Raw genomic sequence first — 24,334 nt, forward strand, 5'->3', positions numbered from 1 at the left:
GTTCCGCCTGGCAGCCGAAGGGGCCGCCAGGTGAACGCTTTGGAGAGTCGAGTGGAGTCAGGCCCGAAGCCTTACATCGAGTGCCAGGGCTTGGAATTCGCTCTGCGAACCGTTGCCGATAAGTGCCATTCGGCGACTGTTCGGTCGGGCGAGGTAGCGGGCGGCAAGTGCAGAAGTGGCAGCGGTGCGAATGGCAGTAGTCAGCGTCATTTCACTGTGCGGGAAGCGGTTTTTTTGGGATGTCGGGGCCGCGGTCCGACGAAGAAACCGCGGCGGCCGATCAATCAGGCGGCGGGGAGCAGGCCTTTCTGTTTGGCGACATGAGTCGCCAGTGCGTCCATCAAGTCCGGGGACAGGCAGTCATAGGGCTCCAGGCCGATCGAGCGCAGGCGCTCACGGATGGCCTTCATTTGCGCTGGCGGTGTGCCGGTTTCGATGATGGACGACACGAACGCCGCGAAGCTCGGCGCAGCCCATCCACGTTGGGGAGAGAGCTCGGTGTGGACGAAGTCCAGACCATAAAATGCATGGTCTTTGTTCTCGATGCGCCCGAAGAGATGGGCGTGGCACTGCTTGCAGGCGTGCCGCTGAATGGTGGCGGTTTCGTCGACAATTGCCAGTTTTTCACCGTGGGCAGTGACGCTGACCTTATCCCGAGGTACTACGGCAATGACGGCGAATGTCGCGTTTTGCGGTTTCCAGCATTTGCTGCAGCCGCACGCGTGGTTATGCAGGGTTTGTGCGTCGATCTTGACCTCGACCTTGTCGGTCGCACACAGGCATTGCAGGGTGCCTCCTGTGAAATTCGCAGCGGCAGGCTGGAGACCATTGTCCAGTGCAGGGTGAAGTTTCAAGGTGTTCACGTTGGCTTCTCCGTTTCAGGGTGTCAGACGAAAGTGCCTTGGGCCGTGCACCTCATCGCATCCTGGACCATCTTCGGCAACTGGGTGCGACCCTCGACGCCTTTGGATTTATCGACCCGAAGATCGCCTGGGCCAAGCGACCACGGGGAGAAAGAGTGGCTGTCGCCTCCGGTATCCCAGAGAAAATCATAGTTCAAAGACGCCCTGAAAACCGGGTAGCAAGCGGTTTCTTATTGCTCGTGGATTCCCACTCATCCATCGTCGATTCTGGTGTCGTAGCAGGTACGCCTGGAAGCGGCGCAGTTTGGTCGAGCGGGAGAAAATTTCCGCTATCCAGATTGGCCCCTTGCTTGGCTGTAGCACAGATAGTTTCAGACACAGTTCGATATTGCCGCCCCTGTGCTGTCGGAGATCTTCGCTTCCATACTTTTCGGGCTGGTGGATGCTGAGCGTCGTGGCCGTGTGGCCCGGTCGAGAATGGCGGTACTGATCGAAATGTCATTTCTTCGAGGCGTGAACAAGAGCTAGGTGGACTCGTTTTCGACCTGCAGCGCCGCTTGTTCAACACCCAGTCTTCTCGCCAATAGTTGAGCCGTAAAAAGGTCAAGGTGGGCTCCACCGGCGTTCTTGAACACAGTGATTTGATCCCTGGTGAAGCGAGGGGGAGCACTAACGCACAGATCAAACAGATCGCCAGATATATCGTCGAAGGAGATAACACCTGACGTTAACGGAAGCTGAAGTTCGCCACTTGCCAGGGCAGTTGGTCGAAAGTCCACATAGAGTTGGCCGCGAATCAAAACATCGTTATCGGCCTCACGCATATGCGGTAGCCAACTACCCACCAGATTGACATGTGTGCCCGGTGCAACCTGGGCGCCACGGATCAACGGCTGGTCGCTCATGGTTGCGGCGCAGATAACTTCAGCCGCAGGTAATGCTGCGTCTAGATCATCGACAACAGTGAGTTCAACGTCGGGGATTTGAAGGTCGGTAGCCAGCTTCTCTGCGCGAGGTCGCGTGCGGTTCCAGATAAAAACCTGGCGCAACGAGGGTCTCAACGCGGTGAATGCCTCGATCAGTGGGCCCGCCATGTCACCGGCACCGACCATCAGCATCGTTCGGACATTCTGGCGCGCAAGCAGATCAAGTCCCAGGGCCGAGTCGGCAGCAGTCTTGCGGGCGGTTAGGGCCGCGCCATCAGCAACGAAAATAGGGGCGCCGGTGATGCCATCAAACGCGACATAGACGCCTTGTATCGAAGGGGAGGCCGGGTGTCGGTGCTGGTTGCCAGGAAACTCGGTGGCAAGCTTCACTCCGACCATTTGCCGTTCGCTCCAAGCGGGGCGCAACATAAAACGATCAGCGCCACCAGGGGGCTCCAGGCATAGATCGGCGATGACAGGTAGCGGCTCTCTATGTGCCTGGGCGAAAGCGGTACATAAGCTTGGATAGTCGAGCAATCTGCTGATTGTCGGTGCATCAATCCACTGCATAGGAAAGTCCCCAAAGCGCCAGCAACGGCTTGTTGGTTGACCTCATGGAATGGACAGCCGATGGCGGGTTGAACACCACACCGCCCGGCCCTGGACTCCACCAACCGACATCTTCCCGGTACCAATAACCTTCCGATAAAACGATATAGAACTCTGCCGGAGGATGCTTGTGGTACGGATAGCAAAGTTCGGGCTCCATTACCGCCAACCCCACTGTCATAGTCGAACATTCAAGCAGTGCGCCCTTGCCGAGAATCAGCGCATGTCGGTGCTTTTCTTCGAAAGCACCATCGTCCCCTTCTGACGCGGATCGCTTTATCCAGCGACTACTGGATAGCAGGGCTTCAAGAGCCGAAAGCAGAATCTTGAAGTCCCGTTCCGTTCGGGGAGCATCAGCCAATGCCCGTGCTACTGTGGGCTCCAGGTAAGCGGGCAGGGAAGTGCCCGAGAACGGAGGCAAGCCGATGTCCAGGCGCGCATTGCTCAATGAGCGAACACAGATTTCTGTATCCACGCCATCAACGCCACTCACTTGAGAATGCCGGGCCAGGATCCGCACAAGTGCCTCCCGCATCACCACTCCCTGTATCAGGAGTTGTTGTTCCGACATCTGTGGGTACGACTGCATGACCTTTTACCTCTTGAACATACCTGGCAGGTCCCTTTGAGAATTCAGTGATACATCCATCGTGATGTCTCTTGGATTTCTGAACGATCAAGCTCAATTCGCAATGGTCAATGCTGAAATCCCGTCTGAAAAGATTCGGTTAATTTCGAAGTGATCGAGCTGCCCCACTGACAAAAACCAGCAGGACAATCAGACAGCCCAGAGCGAACGACAAGGTGCTCAGATGGGCGACCGCTCCAATAAATACAGGACCGATCAGAATCCCCGCGTAGCCCATCGAGATGACAGCAGGAATGGCTACCGCCTGTGGCATACGTTGCTGGCGGCCTACAGCGGTAAAGATCACTGGGACAATGTTCGAGCAGCCAGCCCCGACCAGGGCGTAGCCGATCAAGGACGCGGGCCAGCCATCGATTCCAAGTGACACGATCATGCCTGCGGCCGCGCAAAGTCCGCCTAGCACAACGACTCGCACGCCGCCCAGTTTGCTGACGATGGCGTCCCCCGTCAGGCGGCCAACCGTCATCGCAGCGGCGAAGGATGCATAGCCCAAACCGGCGATGCTCGGCTCTAACCCTCGGTTCGAGACAAGGAATACCGCGCTCCAGTCGAGCATTGCACCTTCAGTCAGGAAGACGATGAAACAGAGCGCCCCCAACAGCAGCACGATACCTCTGGGCACCGCGAACAATGGCCCACCCCGTTCAGTGCCATAGGTCAGCAAAGTAGGCGCAGCCTTGTAAAGCGATCCCAAAACTGTAGTAACGATACAGAGCGCCGCAATCAGTGGATCCAGCCCGAAGGTCAATAAAGCGGTCATAGCCCCGGCGCCCACTATGCCTCCGACGCTGTAAAGGCCATGGAAGCCGGACTGAAGTGCCTGCCCGCTGTTTTTCTCGACGATGACGGACTGTATATTCATGGCGCAATCGAGCATACCCATGCTGGCACCGAAGATGATTACAGCTATCACCAGGCCAGGCAGCCACTCCATGGTGCTCAACAGCGGAAGAACGGCACACAAGACAATCGTCGCCCAGATTACGACCGGGCGGCATCCATAGTGTGCCGTGAGATATCCAGCGAAGGGCATGGCCGCAATTGATCCACCACCCAGGCCGAGAAGCAGCAATCCCAGACCACCGTCGTCCAGGCCAGCGCGGGCTTTAACTAATGGAACCAGCGGCGCCCACGCGGACATGAGTAAGCCCGCGATAAGAAAGGCGATGCGTGTAGACATCCGCTCGCTGTGGTTCGCGGCGGAGATCAGCACCGGCGATGGAGCATTCATAATTCTCGGTAATCCTTATCGATGATGCTAGCCATCATTTGCGCGGCTTAGACAGTGCGGGTTTTGTATGTTTTGCGCGTGCGCGGGTGTCGAAAACTCAGCGCCTGCGCTCATACGTCGCTCTATAACTACTCGGCGCTACGCCAAAGAAGTCACGAAAGCGCATATGGAAGTTGGCGAAACTACAGAAGCCGGTCGCAATCGCGATATCGGTGATCGGCCGATTGCTCTGCAGAATAAGCTGTCGCGCTCGAGTCAAGCGCAGCTCAAGGTAGTAACGTGTGGGCGTGGCGCCCACGAAACGGCAGAAGCGCCGCTCCAATTGTCGTCGGGAAATTTTCACACATTCAGCCAGTTCGTCGATCGATAGCGGCTCTTCGATATTCTTTTGCATCAGTTCTAAAGCGAGCTTCAGGGTTTGTGGCAAGGTGGGGTCAGAGTCAACGATGACAGTCGATATCCCGGAGACTTCAGCAGTTTGATCGCAACTGAGTATTTCCTCGACAGCATGGGTCAGCGACACGCCTTGTTTAGCGGTGATGAGCTCCAGCATCATTCGTAACGAGCTGCTGGCGCCGGCGCACGTGATACGGTTTTTATCTAATACGTGAGTTCGACAGGTGACCAGGACTTTGGGGAAAACATCCTCCATCATCGCTCGCCCATCTGGATGGAAGGCACACTCGACACCGTCCATTAACTGAGCTTCCGCGAGAAAAAACGCACCATTCCACAAACCGCCCATGGTCGCCCCAAGAGAGGCAACGTTACGTAGCTTGCGCCGTAATAGCGGGTCGCTGATCAGCTTCACTCGCAAACCACCAGCGACGATCAGAACGTCAATACGATCCGGTAGTTGGGATAACTCCAGGTCCGCTGAAATCGCAATTCCCAGATCGCTCATCACCAGACGGTTCTTGATGCCGACCGTCAACACCTCAAACGCCGGTGTCTCGCTAATCAGGTTGGCGGTCACCAGCGCATCGATAGCGCCGGTGAACGACATCATCGAGAAATTGTTCAAAAGCACGAAAGCTACACGAGTCACCGCCTGCGGCTTCAATGGTTTCTCCGCCGTGTAGGAGTACCCCATGTTCTTGTCTTTAAGCACGCTCTCGAATACGAATGGCATATATCCTCTTTGACACCTGACCAATAGCTACGAAACCGTTGCGCAATCTAGACAGCGGTTTTTGGAGCAGACAGCAACAAATCAAAGAATGACTGGCAGTTATCACTCTCAAGCAGTGCTTCAATATTGTTCTTGATCGCATTGCTGAGCGTGGATCCCAAGCTGTCATCAGCCAGCAAATGATATTTAGCCGTGAGTTCGGCAGTCGACATAGGGTTGCCGGGGTCGCCCTTGGCCGTCGCGGTTGGGCTCGTCAGACGTGTGCCGTCTTTCAGGGTAACGGTGACGCGGGAGAGAATTTCCTCCGGGAACCTGGCGGACAGGTCGGGCGCCTCATGAAGGGTTATCTTCCCGCTGATGTTCAAAATGTCCGGCGCATGAATGGAATCCCCGGTGACTTCGTCAGGGCCCAGCTTTCCACGAACGACTAAGGCGGCCAGTGGGAACGCGAGCGCATACTGGGCCTCATCCGCATTCTTCGGAAAATGCCCCTGCAAGCACACAGACTCGTGGAATGTCTCGACATCGATGGTCTCGATCAACTCAGCAGAGATGACTGGATGTGCTCGCATCAAATCGGTCATGGCCGTGAGTGCCGGTTGCGCCCAGCGACATACCGGCCACGGTTTGAAATATTGCTCATCGATCTCCCAGCGGGTCCCGATGTCCTGCCAGAAAGTGGATATCTCCAAAGGTTCAACGGTGGCGGCTGGCGCGCCAGTGACACCTATCTGCGCCATCAGTAGCGCGTTCAGTCCGGCATACGCCCCGGCGCCGTGGGCATCTCGCAACATCGTCGGAAAGCTCACCAGGCGCATCATCGGGCACCTGGGTCCAAAGTATTCCGCGATACCCAGCGCATGACGGAACGTTGTTTCATCAAGCTTCAGCAAGCGGGCACCGGCGCAAACGACCCCGATCCCGGAAAAAGCGCCTGAGGCATGATATTCAGGGGCAGTGGCCATCAATGCCTGGCCTGCACGCAACGCAGTCTCGTAACCAATGCACAGTGCGCTGAGGAGTTCTTCGCCACTGATATCTTTGCCCTGACTGCGATACGCGTCTACCAATGCAACAATGGCCGGGACAACCGTTGCACCCGCATGCCCCTTGGAGGTGAAGTGACCTTCATGTGCATCCAGGCTATCAACGCAGAAACCGCCTGCATACGCGGCGCCCAATGGATGTACGGCTCTGCCGTCGAACCAAAGTCGGCTGGACAGCTTGTTGGCAGAGTAGTGGGTGTCAGCGTAGGTTTTGAGCATCACGCTGGTTTGATTGTCGCGAGCACCGGCGGCCACACCAATGATGTCGAGCAGGCAAGTTTTAACCAACTCGCGTGTATGCAGGGGCGCGTCCTTGTAACTGAAATTCTGGACGAATGAATACAACTGCATTTCATGATTCCTGAATGATGAACGCCGAAACGGATAAAAAAGTTGCCCGGGGAAGGGCAACCTTTTATGCAGATTTAAATGGAGGGACTAATTTTTTGCGGTGGCGGTATTAGCCGCGGCTCGTGCGTCTGCCAGCCAGCTGTCATATTTCGCGCGATGGGCCGCGATCCATTCTTTGGCGTGACGAGTAATGTCGGCTGCACTTTTTTCACCGTCGTGCATTTTCAGATTTTGCGCGCTTTCATCGTCGGTAGTGATCTGCATTTCAGACAGGAACTTCACGGCAGCCGGATTTTTCTCGGCAAACTCTTTGTTGATTACCGCTTTGACACTGTCTACCGCGAAACCAAGGTTTTTACCATTGAAGGTAGTGTTGACATCGTTTTTGCCACCTGGAAGATCCGTACGCGGCACGGTTAACCACACAACATCTTTGCCTTCGACCAGAACACCGGAGATCCACTGAGGTACCCAGGTGTAATAGAGAATCGGCTTACCTTGTTTATAACGAGCGATAGTGTCCGCCATCAGGGCAAAATAGGAGCCCTGGTTATTGGAAACGGTCTTCATCAGGTCATAGGCTTTCATGTGGTGCGCAATGATGAGCTCACAGCCCCAACCCGGGTTGCAACCCGTGAGGTCAGCTTTACCGTCACCATTGGCATCGAACAGTTTGGCAATTTCCGGCTTCTGCAAATCTGCGAGCGAAGTGATGTGGTGTTCATCGGCCGTTTTTTTGTCAATCATGTAGCCCTGCAACACGCCCGGCATGATAGCGCCAGTTTTCACCATCGTCTCATCGCCGCCGGCCTTCTCGTAGAAAGATTTGTGCAGTTCCTCCCACAAATGCACTGAGAAGTCCGCGTCACCATTGGCAATCGCCACCATCATGGTGGAGTACTCGGTTTCCTTTGGTGTTTCAACGTCGTAGCCCAATTCCTTGAGACCCGCCATTGCAATCTCCCCGCGAAACCGCTCCTCGGCGATTGACGGAAAGATCGGGGTGATTGATACACCTTTTCCGGGCTCCTGCGCCGTTGCGGCCGATGCGAACACAGGTGATACCGCTAAAACTAAAAGCGCCACAGAATGAATGAATTTCTGTTTTATTCCGAAGGTTGTGAAGTTCATTATCGTTTACCTTGGCTGGGTTAAGAAGTTGGCATTTCTTTTGGTTCACAACGCGCCGCTAAGCGGATTAACTTTCCTTGGGACTAACTTCTATTTTTGTAACAGTGTTCTTTCTTTTCAGACGGTAAACGACACCCGCCGGGCCTGTCTGGTACCAGTGCTCACCTTTGGTTGCCCTGTTACTGCGTTCGCCCATCGCCTGGGTCAGTCGGTCGAGGAAAATCGCCAGCAATACCAGCCCCAATCCACCGACGGTTGCCAAGCCCATATCAAGGCGGCCAATCCCGCGAAGTACCATCATCCCCAACCCACCAACCGAAATCATTGATGCGATCACCACCATGGAAAGTGACAACATTAATGCCTGATTCAGACCCGCCATGATCGTCGGTGCAGCTAAAGGAAGTTGAACCCGCTTCAGCATCTGGCGTGGGGTGCATCCGAAAGCCCGGGCCGCCTCAATCTTGTCTTCCGGTACCTGGCGAATTCCCAGATTGGTGAGCCTGACCAGTGGCGCCACCGAAAAGATGATCGTGACCAGTACCCCCGGTACGTTGCCGATACCAAACAGCATCACCACGGGTACCAGATAAACAAAAGCAGGCAGTGTTTGCATTGCATCGAGCACCGGCCGCAGCAGCATCTCCAGTCGGTCACTCCGGGCACACAGGACACCCAGCGGTATGCCAATGACTGCACAGAAAAACAGTGAAGTGAGCACCAGCGCGAGGGTGATCATGGCGTCATTCCATACGCCGATCACTCCTAAAAGGGTGAGGGTGACGAAACAAAGAATGCCTATCTTTTTCCCTCCTACCTGCCAGCCCAAGAGCGTCGCAAAAATAATGAATATTGACGGAGGAATAGCCAACAATCCGAACTGAATACCATTAAGTACCTGGTCGATCGGCCATCTAATCGAGCGGAATACCTCGCGGAAATTCTGAACCAGATAATTCAGGGCAACTTCTACCCATTGGCCCAATGGGACGTTGATGGATTGAAACGGGTCTAGAAAATTGAATTCGTTCATGTCATCACCTGAATGTCCGAGCCTGGCAAGCCAGCAAATAGAGACTATTAATGTCGGCTCATTGTCTGAAGCAGTAGGCTCTTGGAGATCGTGCCCTTGAACACACCCTGGCGATCCAGCACGGCAACTGGATTAACGGCATCAGCAACGATGTGAAAGACATCCTGCAGGAGTACATCGTCGCGCAGCGTAGGCGTGGATTGATCCACGGCGTACGGATGCTCTGCACAAATTTTGGCAACATCACCAGCCTTGAGGATCTTCGAGGCATCAAAGCCTTTGAAGAAAGCTCTGACGTAGTCGTTCGCGGGGTTGCAAAGCAGCTCTTGCGGGGTACCGATCTGTACTACCCGTCCACCCTCCATGATCGCAATGCGATGGCCGATGCGAATCGCCTCGTCAATGTCATGGGAGATGAAGATGATGGTGCGATGCTGTTCTGCCTGCAGGCGAATCAGTTCGCCCTGCATTTCGTGGCGAATCAACGGGTCGAGTGCCGAGAAGGCTTCGTCCATCAGCAGGATGGCGGGGTCATTGGCCAGCGCTCGGGCCAGGCCTACCCGCTGTTGCATACCGCCGGACAGTTGGTGCGGATAGCTGTAGGCGTGGCCATCGAGCCCCACCTGTTTGAGTGCCTCGAGTGCACGTTTATGCCGTTCACTTTCCTCTACACCCGAGATTTCCAGGCCGAAAGCAACGTTGTCGATCACACTCATGTGGGGCATCAGGGCAAACGACTGAAACACCATGCTCATGTCTTTGCGACGAACGCTGAGAAGATCGGCGTCCGACAGACCAGTGATTTCTTGTCCGTTAAGATGGATCGTTCCGGAGGTTGGCTCGATCAGTCGATTGAACAACCGGACCATCGTCGACTTCCCGGAACCGGAAAGCCCCATGATGACGAAAATCTCTCCACGTTTTACGGAGAAACTGGCATCAAAAACGCCAACGACTTGACCGGTTTTGCTGAAAATTTCACTTTTATCAGCACCGCGAGCCAGCATCTCCATCGCGAGCTTTGGCTGAGCACCAAAGACTTTGTAAATGTTTTTTACCGAGAGTATCTCGTCACCAAGACTCATAACCCCTCCTGCTGCAAATACGACGTAAGATCAAGAATTTAGATATACCTATCTTAATCAGTTAAGGCGGTGCTTATGGGGGCAGTCAAGCTGAGAGAAAGGTTGGGAGTTAGTCATTGTGACCATCCTCTTTATTATGTGATGTTTATTATTCTTGTTTTATCGGCGCTGAATTAATCAGTGCCTTGAGACCCAAGTTATTACCTTATAGAGTCAGCGTCTAACAACATTTCTTCCAGCCAATCAATAACGTCATGTTATCAATCAATTAATCGTATCAATTTGCGACTGCGACAGTGCTGGTTGCGAAGGCGACTACCGCTGGCCCTGTCTTAGACCCTCTGTTTCAGCTACGCTCCAGCATAGGCTCTAGGTGGAATCCTCTCGCCGATCTCGTCCCAAACGGCCCTTCAAAGGGCCCCGAACCGGATATTCAATACTCTAGGTTATGGTTAAGCACATCGATCCAGACATGACGCTGCTGAAAATGCCGTCTCTGAAAGCAGTAAAGTCATTCGTCGCCGCCGCCAAATATCAGAGCTTTACGCGTGCGGCTGAAGCGCTGTGCGTTACTCAAGCGGCAATCAGCCGTCAGATTCGAGAGCTTGAGGCGTACCTTGGGGTGGATCTCTTCAAGAGGGTGGGTCGAGCGGTCGAGTTGACGGAAGCCGGATCCATCTTTTTTGATGCTGCACAGATTTCTTTCGTCAACATTTCCCAAGCGGCGGAGCGTATTCGCACCAACAATGCAGGCAAGCGCACGTTGACGCTTTGCTGTTCTCCCGCGTTTTCAGCCCTCTGGCTCGCAGCCAAGCTACCGGGGTTTTTTACCAAGAACGCAGACATCGACCTCAATCTGGTGACCACTCAAAACTTTTTGTCGATGGAGCCGGGTGTAACTCCGGACATCTTCATCACCAAAATGGCCAGGATTCAGGATGGCTACCGCAGTTATCCGTTGTTTCATGACGTCATCTACCCGGTGTGCACACCTCGCTACAAAGAGGAGCACCCTGAGCTGTCCAGCCTGGAAGGATTACGCGACGGGGTTTTGCTAAACCTCAGCCCCTATGGCAGGTCCCAGGTTGCGGAGCACGTTGACTGGGGTGTTTGGCTGGCTTATCACGATGTTGATATCGAGAAACGCCCCCACGACAGTCCTCACGTTTTCAACGCGAACGACTACAACCTGGTAATTAGCATGGTGTTGACCCATCAGGGCGTAGCCCTCGGATGGAATCACCTGGTTGCAAACCTGATCGCAAGCGGCACGTTGATTCGGCCGATCAAAGAGGAAGTGGTTCTCCACGAAAGTCAGCACTATCTGACATTTCGTGAAGACCGGATCAATGACGACGCCTGTTGCCGGCTACGAGACTGGATTCTCGCCCAGTTTTCCTCACCTGTTTAGAAGATAGGGAGTACTGGCCGAGCAGTGACTCGGGGTGCGAGGAGGGGGGAGTTTTGGGTATGCCGGTGGTGATCATTCGTGGTTCTCACCACCGGCAGTTTTGCATTTAGCCGACAGATCTTAACGGGATCGTGTCACTGAGGTGATCAAGCATCGTTTTGCAGTACCAATCATCAAACTGACACACACCAATTTCGCTGGCCACCGACAATGGGCCTGGCTCGTAAGCAGGAGAGCTGACGCCGACCTGTGCACCTTCAACCAAGGTTCGATCCTGGTCATTGGTTGCAAGCCAAACCTTGGTGAGTCGATCGATGTCGTAGTCGACACCTTCCTGCGCGTCCTTCTTGACGATCCATTTTGTAGTGACCAACGTCTCGCCCGGACCGATGGGCAGAACGCGGAAGCTCAGCGCGTGATCGCCCAGAAAGTGGTTCCAGGTTGATGGGTAGTTGAAATAAAGCAGCGCTCCGATGTTGGCTTCACCGGAGGTGTCCAACCGGCCAGTGACTGCAGGCTTGCCATCCATTGTGTAGCTGACGGCCCCGGAAAACAGTGGAATGCGGGTCATTCGGAAGCGACCTTCATCATCCATGACCAATCGGCTGGGCAGTCCTGCCGCTTCGCAGCGATCCCAGTGCTCTTTGAGTTCGAGATCCTCGTCGCCGCCAGCGCCACCCACTGATGGGTTGTCCACGAATGAGTGCATCAATTCCGGGTGAGTAAAATCGCAGTGGTAACACTCGCGGTTGTTCTCGAAAACCAGTTTCCAGTTGCCTTTCTCGATGATGTTCGACTCAAACGCGACTTTGCAGTCGTCCAGGTTATGAGGCGCAACGAAAGGGGTGACGGATTTTCTGAACGACGAAAAGTCTGGGGCGACATCTGCTACGCACACATAGATGTACGTTTCGACGACCTCACAATGCACGGACTTCAACCCATGCTGAGACTTGTCGAAATCGTCCCCCATGTTCCCGGCGAAAAGCAGTCTGCCGTCCAGCTCGAATGTCCATTTGTGGTAAGGACACACCAGTTTGGCGACTTTGCCGCTTGCTTCCGGGCACACCTTTGAGCCGCGATGGCGGCAAGCGTTGTGGAACGCACGAATCTGCTTGTCTGCACCGCGCACGATAGTGACAGGGTAATCGCCGATTTGCAGCGACAGGTACTGACCCGACTTCTCCAGCTCAAATGTGTGCCCTGCGAAGATCCAACTTTTGTGCCAGATCTGTTCCAGATCCTGCCTATAAACGTCTGGATCGCTATAAAGGGCACCTGGCAGCGCGTGGTCAGGCTTGCGCTGCGCGATTAGATTTGAAACTGCCGATTTAGTGCTCACGGTCAACACACTCCAAAATACCAAGGGGGCGACACATTCAGCCTGCTCTGCGAGCTGAGGCCAAACGGTCTTGAGTTCGCAGTACCGTCTGTGGATGCAAGCCCATCAAACCGTGCTGCTTCTATCCGCGAACCGGAACGTTTTGCCACGTCCAGGAAGCGTCTTACGAAAAATGTGCCTTCTTGGATGGTGGTGCCATCCGTGCACTCATTTCGCTCGAGTCCTTACTGATGCAGACATTCCTGTAATGCTGATGTTTGCATCAATAGCAATTTTTCTACAGTTCCTTATTCGAACCTTCTAACTAATGGAACAAATGTACGAGAAATTCTTTTGGCCAATTCGTCGGTAGAATATCGCTGTTGTAAGGCTACGACGGCAATCATGCGTCAACAAGAAACATTTACTCTTATCAATGCATAAACAAATGTTATCAATTGAAGTCGCAGTCTCCGCGGAAAATTCTTAACTTGTTGAATATCAAAGGAATTAAATTTCCAGTGGCGAGTGAGGCGCCCGTTTGGAAGTGTATACGGCAGACATGCACTCTATTGACCACCTTCTTGGCCCATGCGAGTCTGGATTCAACAGTTAACCGTACTAGTCGGTAAAACAACCTCTGGAGGTCATTTGTGAAAAGCAGCAAAACTGCTCTTTGCGAAGACTTTAAAGGTCAGTTCCTCTGTCCTGTGGAAATACAGAAATTTTTATCGCGCTTCAAGGCATCAAGGCTGACGCGCCCGTTGATCTTCCACCTAACTCGCATTCGGAGCATTTATCTTGAAATTTGAAGGTATTTATACACCAGCAGTCACTCCTTATAACTCTGAAGGGGACATTGACTGGAATGTGTACTCGGAAGTTTTGGAGTCGCTGATTGAGGCGAAGGTGCACGGCATTATTATCGGCGGGTCGACCGGCGAGTATTATGCGCAGACTTCGGAAGAACGCACCGAGTTGGCTGCCTACGCCAAAGATGTGATCGGCACTCGGGTGCAACTGATCGTCAGTACCGGGGCGATTCGTACCGAAGATGCGGTTCAGTACGCCAAGGATGCCAAATCGATCAAGGCGGACGCCATTCTTGTCACGTCCCCGCCTTATGCGCTGCCAACCTCACAGGAAAACGCGATTCACGCCCTCACTATCGATCGCGCAGCGGACTTGCCACTCATGCTTTACAACTATCCGGGGCGCATGTGCGTTTCGATGGATGAAGAATATTTCACACGTGTCAGCCAATCGAAAAACGTCGTCGCCATCAAGGAAAGTTCCGGTGACATGGGCCAGGTGCATATGCTGGCCCGGCAGTTCCCCAACATCGCCTTGTCCTGCGGATGGGACGATCAGGCCCTCGAGTTTTTTGCCTGGGGTGCCCGCAGTTGGGTGTGCGCAGGTTCCAACTTCCTGCCCAAGGAACACGTAGCGCTTTATGAAGCCTGCGTGATCGAAAAGAACTTCGACAAAGGCCGTCAAATCATGTCGGCAATGATGCCGCTGATGAATGCCCTGGACGGTGGCAAGTTCGTGCAGTCGATCAAGTACGGCTGCGAAATTGCCGGATTGAAAGTCGGTAACGTGCGCCTGCCATTGCAGCCACTTGAAGCGGACGAAAAGCAGAGTTTCGCGTCGGTCATTACTGAACTCAAACGTAACGTAGCCAACATTTCTTCGGGAGCCAGCCATGGGTGATCTTCTGACCAAGGCCGAATATGCCGCTCTGGCCAAAGACATTTCGTTGCCATCCAAGGCGTTCATCAATGGCGCGTTTAAACCCGCGATCTCTGGCAAAACCTTCGCCACGAACAATCCGGCGACCGGTGACTTTTTAACCGACATCGCAGCTTGTTCGTCCGATGATGTCGACTTCGCGGTGAGCAATGCCAAGGAGGCCTTTGAGGATGGACGCTGGAGGTCTATTTCTCCTCGGGAGCGCAAAGCAGTTCTGTTGAAGTTTGCAAACCTGCTTGAAAGCCATCAACACGAACTGGCGGTCCTCGAAAGCCTCGATAGCGGCAAACCGGTCAGTGAGTGTGAGTTGGTCGACATCCCGGACACCATCCACACGATCCGCTGGCACGCAGAACTGATTGACAAGATTTATGACAATACCGCCCCGGTTGGCAGCGACGCGCTGACTATGGTGGTCCGGGAGCCGATCGGCGTGGTGGGCTGCGTATTGCCCTGGAACTTCCCACTGCTGATGCTGGCCTGGAAAATCGGCCCGGCGCTCGCTGCGGGCTGTTCGGTCATCGTCAAACCTGCTGAACAAACCTCGCTGACTACGTTGCGTGTCGCTCAGCTGGCGTTTGAAGCCGGTATACCCGCTGGTGTACTCAACATTGTGACCGGCACGGGTAAAGACGTCGGTGAGCCCATTGGTTTGCATAACGATGTCGACATGGTGAGCTTCACCGGCTCCACCGCTACCGGCCGCCGCTTCCTGCATTACGCCGCCGATTCGAACCTGAAACGCATCGTCCTTGAGTGCGGCGGAAAGAATCCGGCCGTGGTGATGGACGATGCCCAAGACCTGGATCTCGTCGCTCAGCATGTCGTTAATGGCGCGTTCTGGAACATGGGCGAAAATTGCTCCGCGACTTCACGTCTGATCGTCCATGCGTCGGTTAAAGACGAGCTGCTGGAGCGCATGGGCGCCTACATCCGCGAATGGAAGATGGGGGACCCACTCGATCCGCAGAACCGCGTAGGCTCGCTGGTCAGCCCAGAGCATTTCGCAAAAGTGAAGTCGTACCTTGAGCACGCCACCGCCGGAAAGCTTGAAGTTGTTTACGGTGGCGCGACCAAAGACGGTGCCTTTGTAGAGCCAACGGTGATTGACGGTGTTGGTCGAGACAACCGGCTGTTCCAGGAAGAGATCTTCGGCCCGATTCTCTCGGTCACCACCTTCAATACGATCTCCGAAGCCATTGCGCTGGCCAATGACACGGTTTATGGCCTGGCGGCCTCGGTTTACACCGGCAGCTTGCGGCGGGCAATCAAGTTGTCGCGGGAAATTCGCGCGGGCATCGTCACCGTGAACTGCTTTGGTGAGGGCGACGCGTCGACACCATTCGGTGGCTACAAGGAGTCGGGCTTCGGCGGTCGGGACAAATCCATTTTCGCCCATGACCAGTACACCGAAATTAAAACAATCTGGATCGATGTGTCTGATCGGTCGGATGAAGAGACCGAAAAATGAGCACCCATACCATCAAGCGCCTGCCGGTAGACACCGGGGTTTCAGGTTGGGAGGCGATTTCCGCACGCACTGCGCCTGTCCGCATGCTTGATGGAAACGTGACGGCGGATTGGCTGATTATCGGTGCCGGTTTTGCCGGCCTGTCCGCCGCTCGCCGGCTGTCCCAATTGCACCCAGGTGACAGCATTGTTGTGGTCGATGCTCATGAAGTCGCCAAGGGGCCGGCGGGCCGAAACTCTGGATTCATGATCGATGTGCCGCACAGTCTGTCGTCCGGGGAGTACTCCGTGGCGAGTGAGTCTGCAACGGCGCTGGAAATCACGCAAAACCGGTTTGCGATTGCTTTTGCCGCTGAAGCCGCGCGGGAATACGGCATGTCTGCCAACACGTTCGACCCTTCCGGAAAGATCAACGCGGCCGCCACTGAGCGAGGATTGAAGCTGAATGTCAATTACGCTCAATCCCTTGTGCGCATTGGCGAGAAGTTCGAGATGTTTGATGCCGCGCAAATGCGCGCAATCACCGGGTCCACCTATTACCACGGTGGGATCTACACTCCCGGCGCAGTGTTGATTCAACCCGCGCAATACATTAGAGACCTGGCCGCAGGGCTCGAAGGGAAAATCACGCTGTTCGAACGCTCTCCCATTATTGAATTGACCAAGCAGGGAAGCGGTTGGAGCGCTCGATCCCATAATGGGATGGTACACGCACCCAAGGTGATTCTGGGGGTTAACGGGCACATTGAGGACTTTGGCCATTATCAAGGCCGCCTGCTGCATGTCTTCACTTACGCTTCCATGACGGCGGCGTACAGTGATAATGCATTCAGGAAGGATGTACCGGGCAAAGCCAGGTGGGCCTTGTTGCCGGCTGATCCAATGGGTGCGACCGTTCGCAAGATTTCTTCAGACGGTCTCTCGCGTATCGTCATCCGGACAAAGTTCACCTACGACCCGAGTATCCAGGTCACACCAGAGCGTGTAGCTGCAGTTGCCAAAGAGCAGCGACATTCCTTGGATGCACGCTTTCCAGAACTGAAATCCACTCCGTTGGAGTTCAGCTGGGCCGGCCGTCTGTGTTTGAGCCGTAACAGCGCCGCTGCATTTGGCGAGATCGAAGAAAACCTGTATTCGGCTTGCTGCGAAAATGGGTTGGGAACGGTCAAGAGCACCCTGGCAGGTGTAATGGCGGCGGAGTTGGCTTCGGGGACACGTTCTGATTTTCTGGATAGTTTCAGTCACGCGCCAGGACCCAGCAGGCTACCACCCAAAATAATAACGAAGCTGGGCGTCAGTTCGGTCATTCGTTGGCATGAATTTTGGGCCGGGCGAGAAGGTTAACAAGTTTAAGTCGTCGGCTTTTCCTAGAAAGGCCGTTTAACAAGTCACTAATAAGAACGGATTAATCCATGAAGAATATTTGGAAGGCATTCTGCGCGCTCGCGCTTGTGGGCATGATGAGTTTGCAAGTACACGCTGAAGAGAAAAACATAGTCATGGGCACCATGTCTTGGGAGGACTTGGTGCCCATTACTGGCATAACCAAGAAAGTACTTGAGAATGCCGGATACACCGTAAAAGTTGTGGAGTTTTCCGAGTGGGGTATAGCCTATGCTGCACTAAGCAAAGGGGATATTCAGGTGTTGGCCTCCCAGACTGATTACGCCGCAGCCGATTACTGGAAAAAGAATAAAAACAAAATCGAGAAGCTGTCGCCGGTCTCCTATGGTCTTTATCAGGGTATGGCAGTACCCAGTTACGTAGACATCGACTCCATTGAACAGCTGAATGCAAACTCGGAAAAACTGGGGAACAGAATCATTGGCATCGAGCCGGGTTCGGGTTTAATGAGTGACGCGAACAATGTCGTCAAAGCGTACGACATCAAGCTCAAGCTGGTCGAAGGCAGTACTTCCGCAATGACCGCGGCTTTGAAGTCGGCAGTCGACCGCAAAGAATGGGTGGCGGTAACCGTCTGGGATCCATCGTGGATGACCAAGAAATTTGATCTCAAATTCCTGAAAGATCCAAAAGGGGTATTCCCGCCATTGCAGGGTTATTACTGGATCGGACACAAAGGCTTCGCTGAAGCCAATCCGCGTGCGCGTGAACTGATGGCCAGCGTTTATGTGCCTATCACGGACATCACCGCGATGAATGCTGAAGTGAAGGATGGCAAGACCATGGACGAGGCTATCAAGGGCTGGATTGACGATCATACAGATCTTGTAAATCGTTGGGGAAATATCAAGAACTATTAAGTTTTGTTTGTTTGCCACTGCCGCCCTTTGATTAATTAAAAAACCAGCAAACAACTGGTTCGATGGATTGCGAAATGACAATGGCCACAATTAATACTGACGAAGTGCTGGTAGACTGCCAGTCGGTTTGGAAAATCTTCGGTAAAAGTGCACCGGCAGCCATGGACGCGGTTGTCCAGCAGGGTCTTTCAAAGACCCAGATCCTGCAAAACTACGGCTGTGTGGTCGGGGTTTCCGATGTCAGTCTCCAGGTTCGCCGGGGGGAAATCTTTTGCATCATGGGTTTGTCCGGCAGTGGCAAATCCACTCTTATAAGGTTGCTGAACAAGCTGATCACCCCTAGCTCGGGGAAGGTACTGGTCAAAGGCAAAGACGTTTCATCCTTGTCGCCGGCACAGCTGCGAGAGGTGAGGGCGCGTCACATCGGTATGGTCTTTCAAAGCGTTGCCTTGCTGCCTAACCGGACGGTTCTTGAGAACACCGCGTTTGGCCTGGAAGTACAGGGTGTGGGCAAGGCTGAACGTTACAAAGTGGCCGAGCAGGCGCTGGCGAAGGTTGGATTGAGCGAGTGGGCTTCACGCTATCCAAGCGAACTGTCCGGCGGCATGCAACAACGGGTCGGGCTGGCGCGTGCACTGACTGCCGATCCAGAAGTGATTTTGATGGATGAGCCATTTAGCGCGCTTGATCCGCTGATTCGCCGACAGTTGCAGGATGAGTTCCGCCAGCTGACCAAGGAACTGGGCAAGTCCGCGGTGTTTATTACACACGACCTGGATGAGGCCATCCGCATTGGTGATCGCATTGCGATCATGAAGGATGGCGCCATCATTCAGGTCGGCACCGCCGAGGAGATCGTGCTCAACCCGGCTGACGACTACGTGGCTGAGTTTGTCGCCGGCATTTCCCGACTGCATCTGGTGAAGGCTCACTCGGTCATGACGTCTGTCCGGGCCTACCAGGCAGCACACCCGACCTGCGACATCACCAGGCTCAGCGAAACCTCTCTTGACGCCGATATCAATGAGCTTATCGGATTGACGATGAAGTCCAAGCGCGATGCGCTTGCCGTCGTCGATAACGGAACAGTGGTAGGGATCATTACGCCCCGTGATCTGCTGCGTGGCGTTCAAGGTATTCCCAACGAGTTGGCGCCAGTACCAACCGCCAGTGCGATGGGGGCGTCCGCATGAGCACGCCGGATTTTTCTAGTCAGTTTGATACCTCCATTGATACAGGACTGGAATGGCTTTCGGATAACGGCGAGTTCGTGTTCGATGCCGTCAATGCGGTGCTGAAGGGCATTTACGAAGGCGTGCTGTGGTGTATCGCCTATCCACCGCATTACGTTGTAGCGATTGTCATGGCGTTGATTGGCTGGCGTGTTGCGGGCGTTCGCTTTGCGATTCTCACAAGCCTGGCCTTGTTGTTTTGCGACATTATTGGTTTGTGGCCAGAGACAGTCAGCACGCTTGCCCTGGTGCTCACAGCCACCGTGCTGGCACTGGCTGTCGCCATTCCGCTGGGAGTCATCGCTGGTCTGGCGCCTGCCTTTGATCGTGTGGTTGATCCTTGTCTGGATTTGATTCAGACGATGCCGCCTTATATCTACCTGCTACCGGCCATTGCGCTACTCGGCTATGGGCCTGCCACGGCGCTGTTGGCGACTTTTATCGTTGCGCTTCCCCCGGCTCTACGACTGACCTCCCTGGGGATTCGCATGACGCCCAAGGAGTTCATCGAATTGGGAGATGCCACTGGCGTGACTGGAATGCAGATGTTTTTCAAGATCCGCTTACCGTTCGCCATGCCTAGCATTATGGCTGGCGTTAACCAAAGTCTGATGATGGCGTTCGGCATGGTGGTCATCGCCGGCATCGTGGGTTCGGGCGGTTTGGGCGAGGCGATTTACGGTTCCATCCGTACATTGGATATCGCCAAGTCGATCAACGCGGCCATCGCTATCGTCATTCTGACCATGATTCTGGATCGTCTGGCGCAGAGCGCTGCACGGACGCGGGTGGGGGCTTCCCAATGACAACGCACATTCAGTTTTCTCCAGGCGATTACCTGGCTCCAGCCGTTGACTGGCTGAACGCCAATTTGCATGGGGTGTTCAAGGGCATCAGTCAACTCATCGAGGCGGTACTGGGTGCGGTGGAGGGCGCTCTGCTTGCTCCCCATCCCTATTTGTTCATTGGTATTGTCGTCGTAGCGGCGTTCTTTTTTGCCAATAAGCGAGTCGCTGTTTTTGCTGCGGTGATGTTGGCTTTCTGTTTGTTCGCTGGCCTTTGGGGCGCGTCCATCCAGACAATTGCGCTCGTCAGCGTGTCGGTCCTGATCTCTGTCGCCATCGCTTTTCCGCTGGGGGTTTTGGCGGCCCGGGTGAAGCGTGTCGATGAAGTATTGCTGCCGATTCTAAACATCATGCAAACGGTGCCGCCTTGGGTTTACCTGATCCCTGCAGTGATGCTGTTCAGCTTGGGGCGGGTGCCGGCGATCATCGCGACCATCGTGTATGGCATTCCACCGATGCTCAGGCTAACGACCCTTGCCTTTAAGCAGCTGCCCAAGGATCTACTCGAGTTGGGCCAGGCGTCCGGTGCTTCGCCGAAAGACATTTTGTTCAAGATAGAACTGCCGACTGCCGCACCCACACTGTTGGTAGGCCTGAACCAATGCATCCTTATGTCCCTGGCGATGGTGGTGCTGGCAGGTTTGGTGGGGGCGGGCGGTCTGGGGGCCGAAGTGACCCGAGGCCTCTCCAGGATGGAGATGGGATTAGGGCTTCGAGCTGGCCTGGCCATTGTCGCTATTGCTCTGCTGTTGGATCGACTGTCACGCGGTGCGTTGCAGCGTCATTCCCCAAGAAAACTTCTTTGAAAGGGCTTCAGTATGAGACGCAGTTTTTTTTGCATTGATTCGCACGCGTGCGGCAACCCGGTTCGGGTTGTAGCGGGCGGAGCACCGCTGATGCCTTCCGTATCAATGGCGGAGCGGCGCGATATTTTTGTGCGTGACCACGACTGGGTACGCACCGCATTGATGTTCGAGCCCCGGGGGCACGACATCATGTCCGGCGTCATCATCTATCCATCGGTACGTGATGACTGCGATTTCGGTGCATTGTTTATCGAAGTCAGCGGCTGCCTGCCGATGTGTGGAGCGGGCACCATCGGATTATCGACCGTGGTCATTGAAGAGGGCTTGGTGTCACCTCGTGAGCCAGGAAAGCTGGCCATTGAAACACCGGCGGGACGGGTCGATGTCGAATACACCATGGGTGGCGAATTTGTTGAGTCGATTCGCTTGTTCAACGTAGCCAGCTACCTGCACAGCGCCGATGTGGTGGTGGAAGTACCTGGCGTTGGAACATTTACGGTGGACATCGCCTACGGCGGGAATTTCTACGCGGTAGTCGAACCACAGGAGTGCTGGACTGGATTCGAAGGGCAGACGACGGCCGACATCGTGGGGTTGAGTCAGAAGCTGCGCGCAGCGCTTTCGGCCATTTGTGACCCTGTGCATCCGGAGAACGGTAGAATCAGCGGTGTTCACCACATTATTTGGTGTGACAAACCACAAAGCAGAACCGTGAATGGACGCTGTGCCGTGTTCTACGGTGATAAAGCCATTGATCGCTCTCCCGGTGGTACCGGTACTTCTGCCCGGATGGCTCAGCTCTTTGGAAAGGGTCGGTTGAACGTCGGCGACGTTTACCGACTTGAAAGTCTGATCGGTACGATTTACGAAGGAAAAGTTGAGGCGCCGGTAAAAGTCGGATCCTTCGACGGCATGAGACCAAGTGTCAGCGGCTGGGCGGAGGTGATAGGTCACAACACTATTTTCGTTGATGACAAAGACCCTCTAGCCCACGGATTCCAGCTCGCATGAACCGTTTGGTCACGGCGCCAGTGGTTGATTCTTCGGATGCGCAGATTCAACTGTGGTTTGCACAAAGGCTGCGTTTGTTAGTGTAAAGAAGCGAGGCGTAAAGTGATCGAACGACGAGATTTCAGCGGGTGTATGAAAGGTAAAAACCTGCGCTATCTAGACGAGACTCGGAGTGAGCCGAGGGCTCATGCCCGGGCAGGATTTTTACTGCTCGAGCACTTCTCGTTGCCTGCATTTACGCAAGCGCTCGATACGATTGTCACTGCCAACCTGTTGCGTCCTACGTTGTTCTCTTCACGAACCTTCGGGTTGCAGGAGGGAGAGGTCACCAGCGACCTTGGCCTGGTTATTCGACCGGATGCGCGTTTGGACGTCGCAGCACTCAAAGACCTTAATTTGCTGGTCATATGCGGCGGCTACCGCACGGAACTCAAAGTCAATCACGAGCTGATCAGCATCCTCAAAACAGCATCGGAACTTGGTATCACACTGGCCGGGCTGTGGAATGGGGCGTGGTTTTTGGGCGTGTCAGGTTTGCTTGAAGGGTATCGTTGTGCGATTCATCCCGAGCACCGACCCGCGCTCGCAGAAATTTCAAAAGTCACGCATGTCACCAGTGAAGCATTTGTCATGGATCGAGACAGGCTCACGGCTTCGAGTCCGGCGGGTGCTTTTCACATGGCCCTGGAGTGGATCAAGGGATTGCACGGTAAGGCGCTCGTCGAAGGCATCGAAGACATTCTTTCTTTCGAAGAGTCGCGCTATCGGCGTATCAAACCGACGCAGAACATCTCGTTGAGCGCCCCCCTTAAAGAGGTGGTCAAGCTGATGGACGCCAACCTTGAAGAACCGCTGCAAATGGACCAACTGGCGGTCTATGCCGGACGTTCCCGTCGACAAATAGAGCGCTTGTTCAAAGAACAGCTGGGTACAACACCGCAACGGTATTACCTGGAATTACGCATTACCGAAGCACGGCGATTGCTTCAGCACACAGAGCTGTCTCAGGTTGATGTGCTGGTCGCATGCGGCTTTGTTTCACCAAGCCATTTCAGCAAATGCTACAGCTCGTATTTTGGTTACCGGCCTTCGAGAGAAACTCGGCTGGTGAAATAAAAAAGCGGATATTGCTGAAATTTTAAGGAGGAGGGCATGACCGAGTTGCGATTGAAGAGCGACCGAACGAAAAATACTGCGCACTTAACTACGCCCACCGTTGCCGCTGGTCCTGGGGTCGCAAGGCCCCAACTCGGGATCTTCCTATGCCTGCTTTCAATGCTTATCTTTGCGAGCCAGGACGGACTAACCAAGGTGCTTGTCAAAGACTTCCCGGTTGCCCAACTGGTCATGATGCGCTATTGGGTGTTTGTCGTTTTTGCCCTCGGATATGCCGCCTACCAAGGTAGGGGCAAGGAGTCCTTTCGCAGTAAGCACCCTTGGCTCCAAATCATTCGAGCGCTGTTAGCCGTGGGTGAAACCATACTGTTTGCAGTGGGGCTACGATATTTGGGCCTGGCCGAAATGCATGCGCTCTATGCCGTATTTCCGCTAATGGCACTGGCATTGGCGGGGGCCGTGCTTGGGGAGTTCATAGGTCTGCGGCGCTGGATTGCCGCCGCCATAGGGTTCACCGGGACACTGATCATCCTTCGACCAGGCGCGGGCGTTTTTGATCTCGCGGCGCTGATTCCCCTGTTGGCGGCTTTGGCGTTCGCGGTGTTCAACGTACTGACGCGCCGGATTAGCCAGCACGATTCCTTTGCAACGAACATGCTCTTTATGGCGAGTGTGGGTGCCCTGACGGTCACATTTGCGGGGCTGCCCGCATGGGTTTCTCCGACTCCGGTCCAGGGCCTCTTGATGGGGATCCTGTCATTGACGGGGGTAGTTGCTCAGATTCTCTTCATTCAAGCACTGAAATACGCGACCGCTTCTTCCCTGCAGCCTTTCAATTATGCGCTTCTGGTGTTCGCCACTTTGATTGGTGTGATCGTTTTTGCCGAGCGCCCTGATACCTGGGTGGTTGTCGGAGCCACGTTGGTGATTATCGGTGGGCTGTATGCGATTAAGGCAAAGGCGTGAACATACCTGAGTGTATGAAGTACTCAATTTGTAGTTAGTTTCCAGGACGAGACACGGCCATAAAAAAGAGCAGCTCAAAGCTGC

21 protein-coding genes and 1 pseudogene are annotated in these 24,334 nt (G+C 54.4%); 11 read left to right on the forward strand and 11 right to left on the reverse strand.

Features of this window, described 5'->3' with window-relative positions:
- Positions 1-81: 81 nt before the first annotated feature.
- The 10 genes and pseudogenes from ABIE16_RS09370 to ABIE16_RS09415 all read right to left on the reverse strand — a co-directional run.
- Positions 82-216 (reverse strand): annotated as a pseudogene (locus ABIE16_RS09370) (ornithine cyclodeaminase); the annotation flags it as partial.
- Between the two features lie 68 nt (positions 217-284).
- Positions 285-863 (reverse strand): S-(hydroxymethyl)glutathione synthase, encoded by a 579-nt coding sequence (gene gfa / locus ABIE16_RS09375; RefSeq protein ID WP_429520952.1) that lies wholly within the window; start codon positions 861-863, stop codon positions 285-287.
- A gap of 524 nt (positions 864-1,387) precedes the next feature.
- Positions 1,388-2,359: an ornithine cyclodeaminase family protein gene (locus ABIE16_RS09380; protein WP_429520953.1), complete on the reverse strand. Its 972-nt coding sequence runs from the start codon at positions 2,357-2,359 to the stop codon at positions 1,388-1,390.
- A complete protein-coding gene (locus tag ABIE16_RS09385; protein ID WP_429520954.1) occupies positions 2,346-2,987 on the reverse strand; it encodes a dimethylsulfonioproprionate lyase family protein in 642 nt (213 codons plus the stop codon). Before ABIE16_RS09385 ends, ABIE16_RS09380 begins: the two co-directional genes overlap by 14 nt.
- 139 nt (positions 2,988-3,126) lie before the next feature.
- Positions 3,127-4,278, reverse strand: coding sequence for an MFS transporter (locus tag ABIE16_RS09390; RefSeq protein WP_429520955.1), 1,152 nt, complete (start codon positions 4,276-4,278; stop codon positions 3,127-3,129).
- 97 nt (positions 4,279-4,375) lie between these two features.
- Positions 4,376-5,410 (reverse strand): GlxA family transcriptional regulator, encoded by a 1,035-nt coding sequence (locus ABIE16_RS09395; RefSeq protein ID WP_159389924.1) that lies wholly within the window; start codon positions 5,408-5,410, stop codon positions 4,376-4,378.
- A gap of 47 nt (positions 5,411-5,457) precedes the next feature.
- Positions 5,458-6,807: an MmgE/PrpD family protein gene (locus ABIE16_RS09400; protein WP_429520956.1), complete on the reverse strand. Its 1,350-nt coding sequence runs from the start codon at positions 6,805-6,807 to the stop codon at positions 5,458-5,460.
- Positions 6,808-6,894: 87 nt separating this feature from the next.
- The gene (gene proX, locus ABIE16_RS09405; protein WP_174245515.1) at positions 6,895-7,938 is read right to left on the reverse strand and encodes a glycine betaine/L-proline ABC transporter substrate-binding protein ProX; all 1,044 of its coding nucleotides are present in this window, start codon (positions 7,936-7,938) and stop codon (positions 6,895-6,897) included.
- A gap of 67 nt (positions 7,939-8,005) precedes the next feature.
- Complete coding sequence (gene proW, locus ABIE16_RS09410; RefSeq protein ID WP_223508088.1) at positions 8,006-9,010, reverse strand: glycine betaine/L-proline ABC transporter permease ProW; 1,005 nt, start codon at positions 9,008-9,010, stop codon at positions 8,006-8,008.
- An 8-nt stretch (positions 9,011-9,018) separates the two neighbouring features.
- Positions 9,019-10,056, reverse strand: coding sequence for a quaternary amine ABC transporter ATP-binding protein (locus ABIE16_RS09415; RefSeq protein WP_349734080.1), 1,038 nt, complete (start codon positions 10,054-10,056; stop codon positions 9,019-9,021).
- A 448-nt stretch (positions 10,057-10,504) separates the two neighbouring features.
- Here ABIE16_RS09415 and ABIE16_RS09420 point away from each other — a divergent pair, with 448 nt between their 5' ends.
- Entirely contained in the window at positions 10,505-11,467 is a 963-nt protein-coding gene (locus tag ABIE16_RS09420) for a LysR family transcriptional regulator (RefSeq protein ID WP_429520957.1), read from the forward strand.
- A 106-nt stretch (positions 11,468-11,573) separates the two neighbouring features.
- Here the strand turns inward: ABIE16_RS09420 and ABIE16_RS09425 are convergent, their stop codons facing one another.
- The gene (locus ABIE16_RS09425; protein WP_429520958.1) at positions 11,574-12,809 is read right to left on the reverse strand and encodes an aromatic ring-hydroxylating oxygenase subunit alpha; all 1,236 of its coding nucleotides are present in this window, start codon (positions 12,807-12,809) and stop codon (positions 11,574-11,576) included.
- Positions 12,810-13,589: 780 nt separating this feature from the next.
- Between ABIE16_RS09425 and ABIE16_RS09430 the strand changes: the two genes are divergently transcribed.
- From ABIE16_RS09430 to ABIE16_RS09475, 10 genes are all read left to right on the forward strand, one after another.
- Positions 13,590-14,501: a dihydrodipicolinate synthase family protein gene (locus ABIE16_RS09430; protein WP_429520959.1), complete on the forward strand. Its 912-nt coding sequence runs from the start codon at positions 13,590-13,592 to the stop codon at positions 14,499-14,501.
- On the forward strand, positions 14,494-16,011 hold the full coding sequence (locus ABIE16_RS09435) for an aldehyde dehydrogenase (RefSeq protein ID WP_429520960.1): 1,518 nt from the start codon (positions 14,494-14,496) through the stop codon (positions 16,009-16,011). The genes ABIE16_RS09430 and ABIE16_RS09435 overlap by 8 nt, the downstream gene beginning before the upstream one ends.
- Entirely contained in the window at positions 16,008-17,354 is a 1,347-nt protein-coding gene (locus ABIE16_RS09440) for an NAD(P)/FAD-dependent oxidoreductase (RefSeq protein WP_429520961.1), read from the forward strand. Before ABIE16_RS09435 ends, ABIE16_RS09440 begins: the two co-directional genes overlap by 4 nt.
- A 68-nt stretch (positions 17,355-17,422) precedes the next feature.
- On the forward strand, positions 17,423-18,274 hold the full coding sequence (locus ABIE16_RS09445; protein WP_429520962.1) for a glycine betaine ABC transporter substrate-binding protein: 852 nt from the start codon (positions 17,423-17,425) through the stop codon (positions 18,272-18,274).
- Positions 18,275-18,348: 74 nt separating this feature from the next.
- A complete protein-coding gene (locus ABIE16_RS09450) occupies positions 18,349-19,467 on the forward strand; it encodes a quaternary amine ABC transporter ATP-binding protein (protein ID WP_429521160.1) in 1,119 nt (372 codons plus the stop codon).
- Entirely contained in the window at positions 19,464-20,312 is an 849-nt protein-coding gene (locus tag ABIE16_RS09455) for an ABC transporter permease (protein WP_349734092.1), read from the forward strand. Before ABIE16_RS09450 ends, ABIE16_RS09455 begins: the two co-directional genes overlap by 4 nt.
- A complete protein-coding gene (locus tag ABIE16_RS09460; protein ID WP_349734094.1) occupies positions 20,309-21,157 on the forward strand; it encodes an ABC transporter permease in 849 nt (282 codons plus the stop codon). Before ABIE16_RS09455 ends, ABIE16_RS09460 begins: the two co-directional genes overlap by 4 nt.
- A 12-nt stretch (positions 21,158-21,169) precedes the next feature.
- On the forward strand, positions 21,170-22,168 hold the full coding sequence (locus ABIE16_RS09465) for a 4-hydroxyproline epimerase (protein ID WP_150813140.1): 999 nt from the start codon (positions 21,170-21,172) through the stop codon (positions 22,166-22,168).
- Between the two features lie 102 nt (positions 22,169-22,270).
- Positions 22,271-23,284, forward strand: a complete 1,014-nt coding sequence (locus ABIE16_RS09470; protein WP_429520963.1) for a GlxA family transcriptional regulator — start codon at positions 22,271-22,273, stop codon at positions 23,282-23,284.
- Positions 23,285-23,320: 36 nt separating this feature from the next.
- Complete coding sequence (locus tag ABIE16_RS09475; protein WP_349734100.1) at positions 23,321-24,250, forward strand: DMT family transporter; 930 nt, start codon at positions 23,321-23,323, stop codon at positions 24,248-24,250.
- Positions 24,251-24,334: the final 84 nt, after the last annotated feature.

The organism is Pseudomonas sp. 2725 (genome assembly GCF_050434585.1).
Lineage (GTDB): Bacteria > Pseudomonadota > Gammaproteobacteria > Pseudomonadales > Pseudomonadaceae > Aquipseudomonas > Aquipseudomonas jessenii.